Source organism: Pseudoalteromonas sp. G5_S1_14_S5, from assembly GCF_054968605.1.
Map to the genome: position 1 here is coordinate 27,685 of NZ_JBQKUM010000009.1, position 19,052 is coordinate 46,736.

The 19,052-nt window shown below is 45.1% G+C and carries 14 protein-coding genes; 10 read left to right on the top strand and 4 right to left on the bottom strand.

What is annotated here, in order from left to right; translation table 11 throughout:
- The first annotated feature begins 21 nt into the window (after positions 1–21).
- A complete protein-coding gene (torS, locus tag ACTRWI_RS04465) occupies positions 22–3,036 on the top strand; it encodes a TMAO reductase system sensor histidine kinase/response regulator TorS (protein ID WP_499129645.1) in 3,015 nt (1,004 codons plus the stop codon).
- Positions 3,037–3,162: 126 nt separating this feature from the next.
- Here torS and ACTRWI_RS04470 read toward each other — a convergent pair whose 3' ends face one another.
- The 3 genes from ACTRWI_RS04470 to ACTRWI_RS04480 form a co-directional block, all read right to left on the bottom strand.
- On the bottom strand, positions 3,163–5,511 hold the full coding sequence (locus tag ACTRWI_RS04470; protein WP_499129646.1) for a fatty acid cis/trans isomerase: 2,349 nt from the start codon (positions 5,509–5,511) through the stop codon (positions 3,163–3,165).
- Positions 5,512–5,661: 150 nt separating this feature from the next.
- Positions 5,662–7,305 carry a VRR-NUC domain-containing protein gene (locus ACTRWI_RS04475; RefSeq protein ID WP_499129647.1) on the bottom strand — a complete coding sequence of 548 codons (1,644 nt, stop codon included), beginning with the start codon at positions 7,303–7,305 and terminating at the stop codon, positions 5,662–5,664.
- Between the two features lie 77 nt (positions 7,306–7,382).
- Positions 7,383–8,618 carry an L-lactate MFS transporter gene (locus ACTRWI_RS04480; RefSeq protein WP_063522948.1) on the bottom strand — a complete coding sequence of 412 codons (1,236 nt, stop codon included), beginning with the start codon at positions 8,616–8,618 and terminating at the stop codon, positions 7,383–7,385.
- 596 nt (positions 8,619–9,214) lie between these two features.
- Here ACTRWI_RS04480 and ACTRWI_RS04485 point away from each other — a divergent pair.
- Positions 9,215–9,595 carry a hypothetical protein gene (locus tag ACTRWI_RS04485; protein ID WP_499129648.1) on the top strand — a complete coding sequence of 127 codons (381 nt, stop codon included), beginning with the start codon at positions 9,215–9,217 and terminating at the stop codon, positions 9,593–9,595.
- 137 nt (positions 9,596–9,732) lie between these two features.
- On the opposite strand, the gene ACTRWI_RS04490 is transcribed toward ACTRWI_RS04485, so the two are convergent.
- Complete coding sequence (locus ACTRWI_RS04490) at positions 9,733–10,077, bottom strand: YajD family HNH nuclease (RefSeq protein ID WP_004740276.1); 345 nt, start codon at positions 10,075–10,077, stop codon at positions 9,733–9,735.
- A 273-nt stretch (positions 10,078–10,350) separates the two neighbouring features.
- On the opposite strand from ACTRWI_RS04490, the gene yghU reads away from it, so the two are divergent.
- The 8 genes from yghU (at position 10,351) to ACTRWI_RS04530 (ending at position 19,036) form a co-directional block, all read left to right on the top strand.
- Entirely contained in the window at positions 10,351–11,208 is an 858-nt protein-coding gene (gene yghU, locus ACTRWI_RS04495; protein WP_499129649.1) for a glutathione-dependent disulfide-bond oxidoreductase, read from the top strand.
- 203 nt (positions 11,209–11,411) lie between these two features.
- Positions 11,412–11,702 (top strand): FAD-dependent oxidoreductase, encoded by a 291-nt coding sequence (locus tag ACTRWI_RS04500; protein WP_499129650.1) that lies wholly within the window; start codon positions 11,412–11,414, stop codon positions 11,700–11,702.
- 37 nt (positions 11,703–11,739) lie between these two features.
- On the top strand, positions 11,740–12,282 hold the full coding sequence (locus ACTRWI_RS04505; protein ID WP_499129688.1) for an FAD-dependent oxidoreductase: 543 nt from the start codon (positions 11,740–11,742) through the stop codon (positions 12,280–12,282).
- A complete protein-coding gene (locus tag ACTRWI_RS04510) occupies positions 12,206–12,529 on the top strand; it encodes a DOPA 4,5-dioxygenase family protein (RefSeq protein ID WP_499129651.1) in 324 nt (107 codons plus the stop codon). Before ACTRWI_RS04505 ends, ACTRWI_RS04510 begins: the two co-directional genes overlap by 77 nt.
- Positions 12,530–12,806: 277 nt before the next feature.
- Complete coding sequence (locus tag ACTRWI_RS04515) at positions 12,807–13,694, top strand: ABC transporter six-transmembrane domain-containing protein (RefSeq protein ID WP_499129652.1); 888 nt, start codon at positions 12,807–12,809, stop codon at positions 13,692–13,694.
- Positions 13,684–14,850 (top strand): efflux RND transporter periplasmic adaptor subunit, encoded by a 1,167-nt coding sequence (locus ACTRWI_RS04520; RefSeq protein ID WP_499129653.1) that lies wholly within the window; start codon positions 13,684–13,686, stop codon positions 14,848–14,850. Before ACTRWI_RS04515 ends, ACTRWI_RS04520 begins: the two co-directional genes overlap by 11 nt.
- Positions 14,851–14,855: 5 nt before the next feature.
- Positions 14,856–18,005, top strand: a complete 3,150-nt coding sequence (locus ACTRWI_RS04525) for an efflux RND transporter permease subunit (RefSeq protein WP_499129654.1) — start codon at positions 14,856–14,858, stop codon at positions 18,003–18,005.
- Positions 18,002–19,036 (top strand): helix-turn-helix transcriptional regulator, encoded by a 1,035-nt coding sequence (locus ACTRWI_RS04530; protein WP_499129655.1) that lies wholly within the window; start codon positions 18,002–18,004, stop codon positions 19,034–19,036. Before ACTRWI_RS04525 ends, ACTRWI_RS04530 begins: the two co-directional genes overlap by 4 nt.
- The last annotated feature ends 16 nt before the right edge of the window (positions 19,037–19,052 follow it).

The following is a 19,052-nucleotide window of genomic DNA, read 5'->3' on the forward strand; positions in this document are numbered from 1 at the left end:
ACGTTTTAAGGTTTAGGTTTTATGTTGTTAGCTTCAGCAAGTATTGGACGCAAGCTGCTGGCCTCATTTTTAGTGATGGCGATGCTCGTTCTTTTGTCTGCATTGATCGGGGTATCTGGATTTAGCTTTGTTGCAAAAACAGAGAGAAACGTTGTTGATTCAGCGCTACCAGCGATGATTGAAGCTCGTCAGGTTTCTGAGTTGAGTAATCGCATTATTTCGTCTGTGCAAACCCTCTCTAATGCGAGAAATGAAGTTGAGCGTAAAGAGGCTGGGACACTGCTGTTCGACCAACTAGAAGCCCTGTTACAACACATCAAAGATTTGGGGGTGGATAGCTTTGATTCAGAGCTGCTGCATAAACTTGAAAATAACGTGCAGAGCGTAATCAATACGCTGGCGGAGCTGGGCGTTTCAGTAGAACGTAAACTCTGGCTAACCAAAGAGCTGACGTCTCGCGTTGAAGAGATGCGCTTATTGGCTGAAGAGCTAGAACAGCTGACTCGAACTCAAGTGCTGAATACCGCAACCATAGCCGTTGCCAACGTTACCCATATTTATGATCTGCTAGAAACCAAAGAAACCGATAAAGCCTACCAAGCCTTAGATGCGCTGGTGGAAGTCGACCTTGACCTCTCAGAGCGTCTACATGAATTGCACCTGCTGGCGTTCAAAATGCTCAACCAAATTGAGGAAACTCAAACGGTAACCAATGTTGAGCGTATCCATCAAATCCAAACTGAGTTTGAGTCCAACCTTAGGATCATGGTTCGCCGCGTCAAAGTGGTAGAAGATCCAACACGTTCAGAGCAGATGTCCCAGCTTCTCCATGAATTACAAAAGCGCCAAGTGGTGTTTGATATCTCTTTGGAGCAGTATGAGAACACAAAAAAATCTGAGCTGCTGATGCAGAATACGTTGAAGTTGTTCTCACAGCTGAACACGACGGTCAACCAACTGATCGATGACTCCAACCTGAGTACAAAAAAAGCAGTAGATGAGCTGACTTCTACGTTAAGCCTCGCGCAATGGTCGCTTTCTGTTATCTCAATTATTGGCTTGGTGATAGTGGCGTTTATTGTATGGCGCGTGGTGTATGTGTCGGTCGTAAAGCGCCTTGCTGAATATTCGGCAGCTCTGATGTCGATTGCACAAGGGCGCCTTAATATTGATATCTCAGTAAAAGGTAATGATGAGCTTGCACATATGGGTGAAGCAATCATCACAGCAAGAAACACGGCGCAGGCGCTACAAGTGGTGGCTGTGGGGGAGGCTAAAGCGAAACGAGAGCTAGAAGAACATAAAGAGCACCTTGAAGAGCTGATCACTGAGCGAACCTACCAACTACAAAAGACTAACGAGAAGTTGAATGTAGAGGTAACCAACCACGCGAAGGCGCGCAGTGCTGCTGAACAGGCGAGCCGTGCTAAATCTGCCTTCTTGGCGACCATGAGTCACGAAATCAGAACGCCTATGAATGGGGTATTGGGTACAGCTCGTTTGCTAAAAGATACCGGATTGAACCCTCTACAATCTGGCTATGCTGACATCATCAATCGCAGTGGTAAGAACTTATTAGCCATCCTCAACGATGTATTGGACTACTCTAAAATTGAAGCTGGGCATCTTGAGATAAGGATTGCGTCTTTCGACTTACATCAAATGGTTCAAGACACCTATCAATTGATGGAAGGGCGCGCAGCCGAGAAGAAGCTTGGTTTTAGCTACCATATTGAAAGCGATGTACAGCGCTACTGGCGCGGTGACGTCACTCGTATTAGCCAAATATTGAATAACCTGGTTGGTAATGCGATTAAGTTCACTGAAAAGGGCGATATCGATATCTTCATCAGCTTAGATCTTGAAGATGAAAACCGCGTTATGTTTGAAGTATCCGATACGGGTGTTGGGATACATGAAAGCGAACAAAAATGTTTGTTTGATGCGTTTAGCCAAACCAACAGTGGTCGAAACACAACGGGTGGCACAGGGTTAGGTCTGGCGATCAGTAAGCGCATTATGTTAGCAATGGACGGTGATATTGGCGTTCATTCAGAAGAAGGGGAAGGCAGTCAGTTTTGGTTCTCTTTACCGCTTCAGGCTGGGGAAAAAATTGAAACTAAAGTCGCAGTGGTTGAAACTTGCATTCGAGCTAAAGTACTGTTGATTGAAGACAACCCAGTTAACAGTATTGTTGCTGAAGGCTTCTTAAACAACCTGGGGCATGAGGTCGTGATTGCCACAACCGGACAAGAAGCTCGTGAGATATACAGTGAACAAGTCTTTGATATTGCATTGGTTGATATCAACCTTCCAGACTGCGATGGTGTTGATCTCATTCAACAACTTAAGGAGATTGAGGTTCAAGCGTCCGCTTTATACTGTATACCAGATAGCTCTGTGCAGTATTCGCCTCTTATGGTGGCGGTGTCGGCTCATGTGTTTAATGAAGAAGTAGAAAGTTATTTGGCGAATGGGTTTGATGGCTTCTTGCCAAAACCTTTGGAGAAAGAGGCGCTTGCAAGGCTGATAGTGACTCAGCTAGATGGGAAGACTTTATTATTGCCACAACCAGATCCTAACGACTCGACCTGTAAGAGGAACGAGCATGGGTTCTGTGAAAAACGTATTGAGAGCGACCTTATAGTCGCAAGCGAAGTTGAACAGCCAGACCTAGAGGAAAGTCCTGTGACCATTTCTGACAGCAAATTGATAATTGATAGCAAAGTAATCGAAGGCGACTTGTCTATTCTTGGTTTGGACAAGATGAAGCAGATTGTCGGGCTATTTGAACAAAGCAGCCATGAAACGTTAAAAGAAATGGCTGACGCTAGTGAATCGGAGAATGCCCGTGAGGTGAAATCACTCGCTCATAAGCTCAAAGGGTCAGCGGGCAGCTTAGGACTATTAGCCCTTTTTGATGTATGTAAGAACATTGAGATTAGCAGTGAGCCTTTAACGCAATATAGAGAGAGCTCTGAAGAGTTAACGGTGCTCGTTAAAGACTCTCTAGCGGCACTGCAACAACATGTCTGATATTCAATGTTCTCTGCCATATAATGAGCTTCTCAGGCTAAGCTGATCTCTGACTAACTGAGCATCTAGAAACAAAAAAATCCTCTGCCAAGACAGAGGATTTTTGTTTTAAAGCAATGCTTCGGCCTAACGGTTTTCGAAGCGGTTGTAGTCCAACAGGCCAAACTCTATCGGTTGTTCTTGTTGGTACCAACGATGCACTCGGTCACTGAATGGCCAAAACTCACTAGAGCTGCGTCGGATAGCAAACTTATCGAGTAGCGCTACGTAATCTTCTTCAGTCTGTAAGTTTTGTAGAGACTGCACTAGAGTTGGAACTTCCTTCTCTGTCAGTGATAGGTAAGCGGCTGGATAGCTACCTACAATGCCTCGGACGAGCGTTAAGTCGTCATTAGCGTAATCTCTGTTACCTTCTTCGTTAAACAGGCTAGAAATGTTGCTGTGAGCGTTGTTGTGAATCATGGTGAACAGTTGATCTTCACCGTTTTCGCCTTCGATCATGATCATCACGAGTTGAGGCACATGGCGTAGGCCTTCACCTTTCACCAAGCTTACCTGTTTAAGCAGTGCTTCATTTTTACGGCTAAAGCCAGTATCAACAATCTCATAACGGTCATTGAGTATCGGGCTTAGCTTATCTTTCAGCTTATCGAGTAGCTCGCGTTTTGGATCGTCCGTTTTGTACACCACGCTAGTTGGCTGATCAAAAGGTGCGATATTACGTTGCAAGAAGTCGCTCAACTGAACGCTTTGGTTTTGGTACCAGCTTGAGTGCTCGAGGTGTCGTACATCTTTTGGTAACAGAGTTAAGAAGTTACTTTCACCTTCAAGACGTAAGAAGTCCATAAACATACGAGTGATGAGCTGGTGGCCGAAGTTTCCGTAAACATCGAAGCCAGCTACAAGTAAGTAATGAATTCTCTCTAAAAGTGCATAATCCAGAATCCAAGCCGTTTTAGGTTGAGGACCCACTAAGCCTTGCACGACCGATGCACTGTCAAAGTGACGGAAAACAGTAAGGGCAGCGTTCGGGTTAGTACCATTGCCATCCCAGATAACGTCTGTCGTTAAGTTCTCACCGTCCTTAAACCACTTGTTAGTAAAGTCTGATTTACCTTCTAGGTAGCGTGCTTGCTGTTTTGAATATCTAACCCAGTTAGTTGCAGGAACCGTGTTACTTTCAAGTTCACTTGGAAGCTTAAGGTTGTCACGTTGACTTGCATAGAAGGCGTTGATCTCTGGAAGGTTGGCCTTGTCTGGGTCTATAAAGAATACCCAGAACCGGTCGTTAATCACGTTCAATGCCAACTGACCACGACATACCGGGCCTTTGATGTAAGCCATGATGGTGTTCTGAGCGTTGTCGAGCATAAACTTAAAGCGAGAGTTTACAGGCAAGGCTTCAAATGAGGTCATTGGGTTCGCGGCAACATCAATATCGTAACTTGGCAGCTTATCTACGGTGTAATCTGCATCAACAAACCAAGTGTTCCAGTTTTGCAGGCGCTCTTCATTGAATGCGAAAGGCATGTGTGTCTTGTCGACAATTGTGCCTTGCTCAGGGATAAGGCGGTAGTAAACGCGTGGGACTTTTGGATCGTCATAAGGACGACGAGTGGTGATGCGCTTGACCGGTTCGCCAGGAGGCGTAGCAGAACGAACGATCGAGAAGAAGCGTGTCGGTTGTCCTAACTCAGAAAAATAAACGTGTGATAAAAACAGGTGCTCATAGATGTAACGTGCTGAAAGTTGGCTCTTTCGTGAGCTCTTGTTGAGGAATTTTTCGTAAGTATTAACCAGCTCTTGCTCAGCTTCACTTAGTGGAATGTGTTCGTTCATCAAAGCGCCATTTTCTAGCCAGCTCATCAGAGTCGCGTATTCTGTCTTGTCTAAGTTAGGCATACCATAAGGCATCCCCCACGTAGGGTAATCTCTCTCATATTGAGCGTACTCTTCGATAGTCGGACACTGCTGGTCACGATCAATTGAAAAGTCGAAGCCTTCTAACTGTGTTTGCTCTGGAAGTGGGTGATTTTCTTTCTGTATCAACATACGAGAGACAAGCCCGGCATCTAAGTTAGCCGTCGAGTTCTGCATACGTTCGTTGAGTACAGGGTGGAAGTCAGCATCGCGCCACTCTTGTGTAGTTAACGCATCTTCAAACAAGCGCGTGGGAGCCGATGCTGTTAAACGCGTACCTTGATAAACCAGTGCTTTACTTGCACCTCGGTCGATACCTTCCACAGAAGACATTTTAAGTTGGCAAGGGGCATCGTAGCAGGCGTGACAAACCACACATCGGTTATCAATGATCGGTTTAACTTCGTTGAGAAAGTGTTGCGATTGAGCTGAAAGGATAGGAGTCTGGCGATCACGAACTTGTGGTTCGCCAAACAGTTCATCGAAGTTTAGACCCGCGTACACGGCACAACCTGAGAACACGCTGACAAGAGACAAAATGAAGAGTTTTTTCAAATTCATACGTACTTAGATATTTGGCATTTTTTCTAATTATATCGAAAATGATTGAAAATGCTCATGTTCTGACAATTTTGTAGACAAGATCTCTACAGGGTTGAGTGATTCGCTAGGCTTGGCTGCGGGCTTAGAGCTCAGTATTTAGATCTACTGGTTAACGTAACAAACAGAAAAGGGGACTGAGAGTCGCTCAAATTCTTTTATCCAACGCCATTGATTATCTTGTAATTTGTCTCCAGGGCCTTTGACTTCTATCCAGTGAAATTGGTCACCTTTAAAGGCAATCAGGTCTGGCATTCCGGTTCTAAACAGTTTTAGATCACTTAATATGACTTTGAAGAGATCGATCAGCAAGGCTCGTGGTACTGAGTGGATACTACATTCGACGAGTGCTTTAGGGAAGTGATTCCAATGCACAAATGGATTAGCAATGCCAAACTTTTCATCGTAGACATCGAGCAAGTGATCAATGCCTTGGTTCGAGATGGTTTGGAATATGGCATTGATTTGCAATTCACGCTTTTGTTGAAAGTCTGAATGATAGAGATCCAATGGTCGATGTTGGTAGCGGTTGATAAACGCCCCCTCCACATCTGAGAAAATCACATCCCAAAACACCAAGCCGAATAACCCACACAGAAAGCTGTTCTCGGAATAGTAGACTTCCCAACCTTGAGCTTCAAAATGTTGCTTAACGGCAAGTTCAACTCTGGTTTGGCTTAGATCTAATTCTAATCTAATTTGTTCGCAAATTGGCTTTGAAGCGCGTGGAACCTTTTGTCCCTGCTTGCGTAGCAACCTCTGCTCAAGTTTAACGGCGACTTCCAGTTCTGATACGTCAGATGGATTTGTTTGCATTTTAGTGACGGTGTCACTCATAAGGTCTAGTTCATCTTGCTTGTCGTAGATGCGAGCAAGCCGCTCTCTGCTCGGTGGAATTGATGATTGTTTAAACCAATGAACCGCTTTTTCGTTCTGATTGAGTCTCTCTAGATCTCGAGCAATGTCATTGATCAGGCGTGAGCGCTTTCTCGCGATGGATCGATGTTCTGATTCGCACGGCAAGGATTGCAAAAGGTGCTCAAGAACGTCGCAGTCCTTACGGTCGCCTTCATAATATTGGCGCTGAACGTCGCGTATTGAGAGCAGTTGATTGAGCTGCTCTCTGGAGTTGAAGAAGTGACGCTGCTTACTCAATGGGTAGTTTTCAAAAGTGTTGAGGCCAAGATCGCTTAACACGAACTGACTGAGGTCTTGGTATGTATTCGCGAAGAAGAGTAGCAGCAATACATCGATAACTTCGGCTTCAACAACATGGATACAGTTAAATGTTAACGCTTCATAGTTATCAAAAGGTTGTTGAGTCAGCAGTCCTAATAGCACGTCTTTTTTTGCCGACTTACTGCTTTTGAGGGAGGGGAATACGTTGACTAGCTCAGGCTTGGTGAGCAAGTGTAAGCCTAGCTCATGTTCTGTGATAATAAGGTTGTGCGAAGCTTTAGGATCACTCAGCGCAATAAAACATGATGCACTTAGCTCTTGTAGCGCGCCGGGGAGGTTGGGTATTTCATCATAGTCGAGTTTATCACTGCGAAACCAGCACCCCTTACGAGACAGCAAACGAACCATTAAACACTGGCTAGGTGTAGAAAGGCGTTTGTAATTTTGCAGCCAACGAGTTTCATCGGTGCTTAGAAGGTCCGGGTAGTACGTTTGAGCGTGTTCAATCAGTCGATTGAAGTTGTCGAGATAGTAAGTTGGGTGTAGCTGAAGAGTGGATGCTAATGTCACTTGATACGTCGCTTGATACAAAAAGAGCCTAACCCTAAGGTTAAGCTCTTTCTATTCAAATTCAATCTTTTATCAGATTAAGCTTGAGATGCTTTTAGCTCAGCAACTTTCGCTTCAGACATTGGTTTAGTGATGATTGCTAGAACAATACATACTGCCATCATTGCTGCAGAGATAGTGTAAGCAAGACCGTAGCTGTCGCCGTTAGTCATCGAGTAACCAACAACCGCTGTACCGATTGCACCACCGATACCCCATGCCGTGTAAAGCACGCCGTAGTTAGTACCGTAGTTTTTAAGGCCGTAGAACTCAGCTGTAAGCGTTGGGAATACTGCTAGTAGAGTACCGTAACCAACCGCTGCAACCGCTGTACCGATGATTAGCGTGAACTCAGTGTTAAACGTAGCGAATAGAGCCATATTTGCGCCTTGCAGGATGAATGCAAGTAGAAGAGTACGAACGCCACCGATCTTGTCAGCAAGCATACCAGCAGCAACACGACCGCCTGAGTTAAATACAGCAAGGATAGAAGCAAGGTAAACCGCGTTTGGTAGGTTTGCTTGAGCGCTTGCGATACTTGTGATGTTACCGATGATCATGAGGCCAACAGAAGCTGCGAGTGCGTACATGATCCATAGAGAGTAGAACTGAGGAGTCTTCAGCATTACTTTCCAAGATAGGTCTTCGCTCTTCTTAACAGCTTTTGGACCTTGGCCAGCTTTTACTTTTGGTTCAGCTGGAGCGTAACCCGCTGGTGGGTTGTTGATTGTTGCTGCTAGAGGTACAGCGACGGCTAGTACACCAACACCAAGAATCTTAAAGCTTGTTTGAATGCCCATGCTCTCAATAAGAGCAGCAGTTACTGGAGCAAGGTAAATTGCCGCTAGACCGAAGCCTGCTGCGATAAGACCGTTAACCATACCTTTCTTAGAAGGGTGGAACCACTTCATTGCAGAAGGGGAAAGACATGCGTAACCGAAGCCGATACCAGCACCTGCCATCACACCGAATGTGATGTTTAGCATTAGCGGAGAAGTCGCAAAACCTGATGCGATCATGCCAAGGCCAGTAAGAGCTGTACCAAGAATTAGGATCTTACGTGGCCCCATGCGGTCCTGTAGGATACCAGCAACAAGAAGACAGATAGAGAATGTGATTGTTGCAGTCGCGTATGGTGCTGATGCTTCAGCTGCAGACCAGCCTTCACCTTGTAGGGCTTTGTTAAATACACTCCAAGCATACAGGATGCCAAGACAAAGGTTGATACAGAAGCCTGCTAGCAGGATACGTGTAGCTTTATCAATCTTGCTCATTTTTATTCTCAGTTTTGTCTTTGGTCTAGTGAGATCCACAGGACTAAAGACGGGTTATTGTGATTATTTCTTCAAAATTAGTTTGCGTTTATCAACAGATAGCGCAAAAGAGCGCGGATTATAACCAATAAAAATGTGATTGGAATCTCTTTTTCCATTTTTATCAAAATTAAACTTGAGTTGTTAAAGAACTGTTTTTTATGCGTGTTGCAGTTGTTGTTAACACCTTTCTTTTTTGTACACTCTGCTGGTTTAGGCTCCAGTATTCATGCTTTTACCCAATCTTTTCCTGCTAGTACCCCTACAAACAGTGCTGTCATCACATCATTGCAATTAATTTTAAGTTATTTCTTTGGTTAATTTTGTGTAACAAAATAAATCAAATTAGACATTTATCGCCACAACCCTAGAGGGGGCTTAGTTTGTTGAATTTATGAATGTTAACCGATTGTTAATGTGGGGCTTTGTGTTTCTTGTTGGTTACAATTTGTGCGCTTTTTGGGCTTGTTTTGTCTGTAAAAAGTGGGAAAATAGTACGCAAACTGAGATTTCAAATTTGAAAGGATGCGTTTCTAGTCTACTAAGAGGCAAGTGTTATGAAACTATTTTTAATTCTACTGATGTCGATTACTGGTGGTGTAGCAGCCGCTGATCATATTCACTCTTTCTTATTCGGTTTCTACATTGCAACGCTTGCAGTGGGAAGTTGCTACTGGCTTGCATTCCGCAGCACACGTTTCCCTCAGTTGGCTTTGGTACTTCTACTATGCGGCTTCTTTGCTAAAATCGCGGTAACAGTGGTAGGCGTGTCTTGGGGTATCTCTAACGATATTATCCAGTCACCTTTCATCTTCTCATTGTCTTATTTATTCTTCTTAGTAGTTGTGTCTTATGTGTGGTTCTCTTACCGAGAGAAGCTGACACTAAAGAAGCGTGAGAAACAGATTGAAGAATCTCGTAAGCAAGCTGCAGCATAATTAAAAACAGATTTTCAAAAGCCTTCTTCAGAAGGCTTTTTTGATCCTGCGAGATTTTATTTGGCCGCAGATAGAAGAAACCCCAGTATGGCGACATGCTGGGGTTTCTTGTTATCGAGCCTGAAATGAAGAGCGTTTTACTTTTTCATCATCTTCGCTAGGTCAGCAAACGGGTTATGTGTTGCCGTTTGGTGGTCATCTAAACGTGCTGTGGCATCGACGCCATAGCGTTCGTGGTCTGTGTATTTAGAATGTTCATGATCGTGACAGTAAAGGCACAATAGTTCCCAGTTACTGCCGTCTTCAGGGTTATTTGTGTGGTCATGGTCGACGTGGTGAACCGTCAGCTCTCTTAGGTTTGAGTAAACAAATTCACGAGCGCACTTACCACAAACCCAAGGGTAAAGTTTGAGTGCTTTCTCACGGTAACCTTGCTCTTGGCGAGCGTATGCCGCGCTTGAGCCATTGTAATCTGAAGACATTGCCAAATTCCTATTTGTTGTAATGAGTCGAAATTATCACAGCTTTATTGAAGCTCTAGTGGTGTTGCCACTAAATGATACTTTGCTTTAACCAACATCAATTTGCGCTTGACTGGTTTGTGAACGCTTATACAAAGGGGGTTGTATGTGGGAGATGTCGTTCTGGAATAAGGCATGCTTAACAGTTTGAAAAGAAAATGCATCGAGGGGTTTTAACCAAGAAGTTGTGACCTAATATCTGTTGGTAAGACCCTATTCTAATAAGGAAATATCATGTCAGAACAATACACGCCGCCAAAAGTGTGGGTTAACGATACTGCAGGTGGTAACAAGTGGGCAAATATTAATAGCCCTGAATCTGGCGCTCGATTCGACAAAGATCTGGCTGTTGGTGAACATGCTTTGCAACTCTACTCTCTTGGCACACCTAATGGCCAAAAAGTGACGATCATGCTTGAAGAGTTACTATCCGCAGGCGTGAAAGAAGCTGAATATGATGCGTACTTGATCAACATTGGAGAATCGGATCAATTCTCTTCTGGTTTTGTTGGTGTAAATCCTAACTCGAAAATTCCTGCTTTGGTCGATAAATCTGGCAATGAAGACGTGAACGTTTTTGAATCGGCTTCCATTCTGGTTCATTTAGCTGAAAAGTTTGGCCACTTCTTACCGAAAGAGGGTGCCGCTCGCACTCAAACGTTTAACTGGCTATTCTGGGCACAAGGCTCAGCCCCACTCCTAGGTGGCGGCTTTGGTCACTTCTACGCTTACGCAGATGAAAAGCAAGAGTACCCAATTAACCGCTTCGCGATGGAAGCTAAGCGTCAACTAGACGTATTGGATAGGCAGCTAGCAAACAGTACCTTTGTCGCTGGAGAAGAGCTGACTATCGCCGATATGGCGATTTGGCCTTGGTATGGCAACCTGGTACTAGGTAACCTTTATGATGCTGCTGAGTTTTTACAAGTGGAGTCTTACACCAATGTCGTTCGCTGGGCGAAGTTACTAGAAGCGCGTGAAGGCTTCCAACGCGGTCGTATCATTAACCGCTCATGGGGTGATGAGTGGGAACAAGTACCAGAGCGCCACTCTTCTGAAGACATTGATAACGTGTTGAAACTAAGGCCTTAGTTTTTATCTTAGGTAGACAAAAGCGCCACATATTCTTATGGAATGTGGCGCTTTTTTGAGCCTGCTATGAATCAATCTGAACTCTATTATTACAAATTAGTAAAGGCGGTTTAATTTGGGTTGGTATTATTGTTGACTTTGTTATAAATATAATTAGTTCCATCAGAAAGATTTTGCCTTTAGGCATGGTGGGTAAGCGATTGTTGAAACAGAAAGAAAAGATTGTTGTGGTTGGTGGCGGCGCTGCTGGCCTCGAATTGGTTACGCGTTTAGGTCGTGATAAACGTTATGATGTGACACTTGTTGAGCCATCGCCACACCACTACTGGAAACCGCGCTTACACGAAATCGCAGCGAGAACATTCGACGAAGAACTCGGCGCTATCAGCAATGATTTTAAAACAGAAGGCGTGAGTGAACACTGTCTATTCCTTGATTCAGCAGGGCAAGCCCAAAAAGCTTGGCAGAAATCAACCCTCAAGCAGTCAGCGTAAAATTTCAATTGTTGGCGCAGGTTCAACGGGTGTTTAACTGGCGGCAGAGCTTGCAAAAGTGAGTGCCAAGTTACAGCGCTATCGTCAGGAAGGCAGCCTTGAAATCACTTTGATTGAAGCGGCTGATCGCGTGTTGCCTACTGGGCCTGAATGCATGTCGAAACGAGTTCATGAAGCTTTGGTAAAGCAAGGCATTAACGTTAGAACTGGGACTCGAATTCAAAAAGCTGAAGAGGCGAAATTAGTCACTTCAGAAGACGAAGTTATTTCAGCAGATCTGCAAGTATGGGCTGCTGGTATTAAATGTGCGGATTGGCTAAGTCAATTAGATGGTCTAGAGACAAATCGAATCAATCAACTAGTTGTAGATCAGACACTAAGAACAACCAATGGCAACGATATTTTTGTGATTGACGACAGTGCTGACTTATCATATTTAGCTTTAGCTATTGAATGCGGTTTAGGTATAAACTTGCGACATCATAATTTTAAAGGATGGTGCCATGTACCACGGTCATGTTTATTTCCCTCTGCGATTTGCAGAGCAAGCAGAAACACTGCGTCAAAAGATTCTATCTGAGCGCAAAGATGTAATAGAGGTTTTTCCTTTGGTACAACGTTTAGTTGGCCCACATAAAATGCCGATGTTTGAGATTCATTTTGCCAACAAAGAGTCGGGCATTGTGGAATGGCTTGAACAAGAGCGTGGTGATATGTCGGTGCTGATTCACCCTGTAACCGGTGGTGAAGAAACATTAGACCATACAGTGCGAGCGATCTGGCTGGGTCGTAAGCTAGGTGTATTTGAAGACACACTAAGCAGCTAATTTAATCTACGCCCGGCAGTACGTACCTAATAAACAATACGTTTGTACTAAACATAAGCGAATCAATGTTTTCTGCTGTCGGGTGAGTTATCCCAGTTCTCACTTCGATAAACTCCACCTTTCTGTCCTAACCTCCCTCTAATTCATGAATTAAGCTCGTTGCCTATAGAGTTTGCTCCCCTTGAATTGCATGTGATTTCCCAATACAGCAATCTGGGACACTTTTTCCCATGCCGAATTGGTAATACTGACGTCATATTCATTTATGGGCTCAATAATGCTATTCAAACATCCTATCTCTCTGCTAACGATTATTCGGCTAAACCCATTAAAGGTCGCTGCGACTTGGTTAATGGTTTTGGCTGAAAACGTGATGCTTATTCTGCTCCCGCTGTTTATTGGTTACGCCATCGACGGTGTGTTAAACCAAAGTTTCCAGCCTTTGATGATACTGGCACTGATCCTTATTGTACTGGTGATCATCAGTGTCGTTCGTCGTTTTTACGATACCCGTGTATATGGCGCGATTCGTGTAAAACTGGCGAATATCGTGGAGCGCAATTTGCGCGGTTTATCTGTTTCAACCAAAGATGCTCGACTCACCATGTCGCGTGAGTTAGTTGATTTTTTAGAAGACGATTTACCCGCTTTGATGACGGCAGTGGTACAGCTTGTTGCGACTGTGGTGATTCTCTCTACATTCCACTTCTCATTGGCGCTTTGCATGTTGTTTGCTGGGTTGTCGATGCTTGCGATTTATGGCGTGTTCCACCGAACCTTTACCCAACTTAATGGCCAATTCAACGATCAAGTCGAACAGCAGGTTCAACTGTTGAACGGTGTTCGTTTGTCTGCTCTTCGTTGGCACTTTGAGCGACTAAAACAGTGTGAAATCAAGCTTTCAGACACTGAGGCGATTGTCTACGGGTTGATCTTTACTGTGCTGTTTGGCGCTGTCGTAGGCAATTTGTGGATGGTAAGCCAGCTTATACAGCCGACCGCAGGGCAAGTGTTCTCTATCGTTACCTACTCATTGGAGTTTGTTGAAACTGCAGTGATGTTGCCAATTACGCTACAAACCCTCTCTCGTCTTACTGAAATTAGTCAGCGACTCAATCCTACCTTTGTCCAACAGGCTACCAAGGAGATGCCTTATGAAGTTTAAAAAGCCACTGTCTGTATTAGTCGGTTGTGCGGCTATCTTTGTTGCCTTGATTGTTGTCGATGAATTGGAACCCGAAGCAACGGAACCTGTGAAGAAGCAAGCAGTATTAGCTCCGGTTTCTATATTGGAGGTGAGACCTACACAGCACGAATCGACGTTAACGATACTTGGCTTAACCACTGCTCGCTGGTCAATTCAACTTAAAGCGTCGAGTAGTGCGCAACTAAAATGGCTTAATGGAACTATCGAGCCGGGACAGTTAGTTAACAAGGGCGATGTGTTGGCGAAGCTAGATACCAGCGCCGTTGATGCGAACTTGGCGCAAGCGTTGAGTGCGTTAAAGCAAGCGGAGCTGGAATTTAAACAGGCTAAGCATGAACAAACCGTCGCGCTCAAGATGCTCAACCCAAAAACAAGTTCGTCCTTTGCGCGCAGAGAACCCCAAGTATATGCTGCAAAGGCCAACTTGCAACAAGCCAAACAAGCTTACGTAAGTGCGAAGAAGCTAGTGGAAGAGTCAGTGATCACGGCGCCTTTTGATGCGGTCGTCATGAAACGCCACATTAGCCCAAGAGAGTGGGTAGAGGCGGGGCAAGTGACCTTTGAGTTAGCCGCCAGTGATTCGATTGATATTGAGCTTCCAATCTCTGAAATGCATTGGCAACAAGTACAAGCTGCCTTGGTTAAGCCGAGCATTCGTGTCGTGAGTCGTTCTGGGAACCAATGGCCGGCTGAGGTGCGCTATGTGTCGCCAGAAGTCGATTCGTTGACTCGCCAAAGACAAGTAGTGTTGTCGGTTGTAAATCCTTACCAAAACAAGCCTAGGCTTTTCCCTAATCAGCAGGTTCAAGCTGTGGTTAACCTTGGTCTTCAAGATGACGTAGTCAGCGTACCTCTGAGCGCGATGACACGAGACGGGTATGTGTGGACGTTAGACACAGAAGATCGTTTACGAAAAGAGTCGGTAACGCTTATTGGTCAAGGCAACCAAGAGCTTGATATTCGCTTCAATGATCGAAGTGATAAGCCTCGCCGAGTGGTGCAGTATCCACTTTCTTCCATGCTTATCGGTAAACAAGTCGCGCCTAGGTTCAATGGTAGCCATTCTGAAGCCATGCTCGCGGGTAAATCTGATGTCAAACAGATTAAGGAATAAAACCAATGAGTTGGATGACAAAATGGTTCATTAATAACCCAGTCGCTGCCAATTTGTTGATGATGGCGATTGTTATCAGTGGCGTACTGGCGTTTGGTCAGTTGCGTGTCGAGTCGTTCCCGCAAATTGCACCATCATCAATCAGCATTACTGTGGCTTATCCTGGCGGTACTGCACAACAGATTGATCAGAGCGTGACGCAACGAATCGAAGAGTCGATCACTGGCATTGCAGGCATCAAGCAGATTACCAGCCAATCGAGTGCTGGAATGTCACGAGTCGTGGTACGTAAAACAAGCAGCACAGACTTAGACAAGCTGCTGGATGACATTCGTAATCAAGTAAGCGCCATCAACGGATTTCCCGTGCAAGCAGAAAGACCGCAAGTGGTGCGTAACGAGTTTACCAACTTAGCTGCGTTTGTTGTGGTGTCAGGTCCAAGAACTGATGATGAGCTGCAACCTATCGCTATGCAGCTTGAACAAGCGCTGAAGAAGAGCCCTCAAATTTCAAAGGTCTCAAACTGGGGAACTCGAACACCTCAGTTGGTTATCGAGCCAGATCCTGATCAACTCAAGGCGCTAGGGCTGAGCTTGGAAGATCTTGCAGGTTTAGTTGAGCAGCGCTCGCTAGAGTCTCGCAGTGGTGAACTAATTAGTGACAAAGGCCGAATGGTTATTCGTGGTGACGGTTACGCCGATGATTTACGGAAGCTCAATCAGCTAGTCGTGATTTCGGGAAGTAACGGAAAAATACACTTGGGAGACATTGCCAAGCTAAGCCGTGGTTACCAATACAGCGGCTCTATCGTGCGTAACAACGGTTCCAATGCGATCGCTTTGTTGGTCAGTACTAGCCAAACCGATAATCTGCTTAAAGTCAGCGAAGCGATCAGTGAAACTCTGGATGCGCAACGTGCGATTCTGCCTTCGGATATTGAGCTGAATACCATGGCTGATATGGCGCCTTACATTGAAGGGCAGCTGTTTCGTTTGAGCGAAAACGCATGGCAAGGCTTACTAATTGTATTGATTTTACTTGGGATATTTCTTGAAATCAGGCTCGCGTTTTGTGTCGCAATGGGAATCCCGGTTGCGCTTACAGGAACACTAGCTGCAATGCAGCTTTTTAACTTCAGCATCAACGACATCACCTTGTTTGGCTTTATCCTAGTACTCGGTGTGCTGGTGGATGACGCTGTGGTTGTGGGTGAAGCGATACATGAAAAACGGACGCGTAACGCCGGCTATTCTTCTAATATAAACGGCAAAACAGCCGCTTGGCAGGGGGTGCATTCCGTATCCGTGGCAACCGTGTTTGGTGTGCTAACGACAATTGCTGCATTCTCTCCAATGCTCTGGATTAACAATGAGTTAGCCAAGGTGCTAGCTGGGTTTTCGGCCGTGGTGATCTTCGCTTTGATCTTTTCACTGATTGAAAGCAAATTTATTTTACCGTCACACTTGGCTCAGCTTTCAGTGAAAAAGCCATCTACCAGTATCTTTGCCAAGGTTCAGAATACGGCTCAAGGCGGCTTGCAGTGGTTCAATCTTAACGTCTACAAACCAGTATTGGAGTTCACACTTGGCTACAAGGTGGCGTCTTTGCTTGGGTTTGTGGCGGTTATCTCACTGGCATATGGTATGTGGTCGAATGGGGCGATTCGAAGTGCACTGTTCCCTGAAATTCCAGGGCGATACATTACAGCGGTGATTGAGTTAGAAGACGGTGCACCATTACCACTGCAGCGCCAAACTTTGCTGCAAGTAGAACAAGCGATGACACAGGTAGAAAAAGGCTTAATGGAAGATTACCCATTACAAGAGAAGCCCGTGGTGAACCTACTTACTTGGTCTGATGGCTATGGCGAAATTGAAGTCACTGCCGAGCTCACCAGTGAATCTTTAAGCTCATTACCGGGTAACTTACTGATGAAGCGATGGCGAGAAAGTACTGGGCAAATCGAAGGGGCTTACTCGGTGAAATTTAGCGCGGCAGAGGAGCCTGCTGGCGGCACGTTCTTAACGATCTCTTCCAATGATCGTGAGTTGGCGTCTCGTGTCAGTGAGCAGCTAGCAGATACTCTAGCGTCATTAAAAGGTGTTTCTGATGTCTACGATGATGGTCAGGATGGTTTACCACAAGTTCGTTTGGTGCTGAATCAATATGGTCAGCAGCTTGGATTAACTCAAGCCACATTAGCTAAACTTGCAGGCGAAGCATTTGGTGAAAGGGAGGTTCATCGTCTTTTAGAAAACGGACAAGAAACCAAGGTGCTGCTGCAATATCCCAGAGATGGGCGAAGAACCTTAGCTCAGCTAAAACAAGCCATCATTATGTTGCCGAACGGTGGTAGCGTGATGATTGGCGATATTGCTGAGTTCCGTCACGAGCAAGAGCCGCAGGTGGTTTACCGTCGCGATCTAGAGCAAGTGATCAACCTTTATTGGAAGCAAAACCGCGACCTGCAATCACCAGAGAAAACAGGTGAGCAACTTGAAGATATGATTGAGTCTCTGCATCTTCAATATCCAAGCGTTACCATTAAAGCGGGTGGTGAATTTGAAGAGATAGGGGAAGTATCTGATGGTTTTAAATCGGCGATGATCCTGACGCTTCTGATGATCTACATCTTGTTGGCGGTGCCTTTGAAGTCATACTGGCAACCGATGATCATCATGGCAGTAATACCGTTTGGTTTTGCAGGTGCGATTTTTGGTCATTACTTGATGGATCTGCCGATCAGCATTCTCTCAATGTTCGGCATGATGGCCATGACGGGGATCGTGATTAATGACTCGTTGGTGCTGATCACGCGTTTTAATGCTGAATATCGCCAAGGGGTCCCATTACAGCAAGCGTTAGTAATTGCTGGCACCAGCCGTTTGAGAGCGATCTTCTTAACTACGATAACTACTGTGTGTGGCTTGTTGCCATTGCTAAGTGAAACTGCGGAACAAGCACAGTACTTAAAGCCTGCGGCGGTGTCCTTGGTGTTTGGTGAACTGTTCGCCACTTTAGTAACGTTGATTTTGATACCCGTGTTGCTTGGTTTGTTTTACCGAAAAGCGCCTCAATTTGAAGATCTAATTGAAAAAGAACCGGCCGGACAAGAACCGCATGTACAGACAAAGCTCACTTTGGAACGCTCATGATTGATTTTATAAAAGACAAAGACGATAGTGAAGCCAAACGATCGATTTCGATCAAGCCGACAGAGACAAGATCTTCTATGCCTGACAACAAAGACCGTAAGACGCAACAGAGTAAAGCTGACTATCAATCAGTGCCTGGTTTTAAGCTAGTGCCTGAGATTGCTTTGGTTGAATCTTTACCTGAGCACCTTCAAAAACGCTTTAGTAATGCACTTAATTTAATGCATGAAGAGTGGGGGGAGCGTCCTACTTGGGGAGAGATAGCAACCGAGAGCGCGATCTCGCCATACCATTTTCATCGCAAGTTTACTGAGCTGTTTAATGAAACGCCAGGTCAGTACCTGAGCCGAGTACGCCTACAGATTGCGGTTAGTTTGTTGATCAAAGACGAGCCATGGAGTCTTATTGAGATTGCTCAGTATTGTGGGTTCTCGTCGTCACAATCGTTAGGCAAGGCGCTCAAGCGTGAGCTGGGCGTGACTGCGAAGCACATTAGGGAAATGGGTTACAACGCGACACCAAAAGAGACGGCCGACTTTATCCAGAGGTTGGCACATCCCGGTGTGCAGTTTTCCATCGAAAAAGAGTTGGTTAAGTCGATGCCGACAGAGGTGGTTTGGTATCCAGAACGCGGTATGCAGAAGCTTAAACTAGACGATCCAGACTGGGATACTGCGTTTGAAATGTATGGTCTGAAATCAACACAGCTCATGGGTACAACACCAATTAAGCAGATGAGAAACAAGTGGGACGACATAGACGCTAAAATCGGTAACTGGCAAGTGGCTAAAGAGCGTTACGATGTGACCATTCCAGAAGGATACTACTTGTGCAGCGATGTTTATCTGGTTTCTCATGTTGCCTATAGCACGGCTTTAGAAGCGCTGTTTAACGCGGCTAAGCAACAAGGCTTACAGTTAGACGTGAACGGCTATTTGGTGGAAATGATTCGCCATATAGATAATGACGATGTGGAAGGGGTGACTTTCTCTTTCCAGCTGCCGGTTTTAACCACACAAGATAGCGAATAATAAAAAGGCTCCTCAT